The organism is Kocuria cellulosilytica, from assembly GCF_040981245.1.
Taxonomy (GTDB): domain Bacteria; phylum Actinomycetota; class Actinomycetes; order Actinomycetales; family Micrococcaceae; genus Kocuria; species Kocuria cellulosilytica.
Window position 1 is genome coordinate 1 of sequence record NZ_JAVFWZ010000164.1, and the last position, 507, is coordinate 507.

A 507-nucleotide genomic window follows, 5' to 3' on the forward strand; every position below is an offset into this window, starting at 1 on the left:
AACCTCCGCTCCCCCCGCCACCTCAAGACCGAGGTCCTGGCCGGGCTGGTGGTGGCCCTGGCACTGATCCCCGAGGCGATCGCGTTCTCGATCATCGCCGGCGTCGATCCGCGGGTGGGCCTCTTCGCCTCCTTCACCATGGCCGTGACCACCGCGGTGCTGGGCGGGCGCCCGGCCATGATCTCGGCCGCCACCGGCGCGGTGGCCCTGGTCATCGCCCCGCTGATGGCCTCCCACGGCATCGAGTACTTCATCGCCGCCGTCATCCTGGCCGGGGTGTTCCAGGTAGTGCTCGCCCTGATCGGGGCCGCACGGCTGATGCGCTTCATCCCCCGCTCGGTGATGGTGGGCTTCGTCAACGCCCTGGCCATCCTGATCTTCACCTCGCAGGTCCCCGAGCTGATCGGCGTCCCGTGGGCCGTCTACCCGCTCACGCTCCTGGGCCTGGCCATCGTGTTCCTCTTCCCCCGGATCAGCCGAGCGGTACCGGCCCCGCTGGTGGCCATC

General features: G+C 70.4%; 1 protein-coding gene. It reads left to right on the plus strand.

Annotation, left to right across the window (positions count from 1 at the left end):
• Positions 1–507 (plus strand): SulP family inorganic anion transporter (locus RCG67_RS17510; RefSeq protein ID WP_368828101.1); only part of this gene is annotated, 507 nt, incomplete at both ends.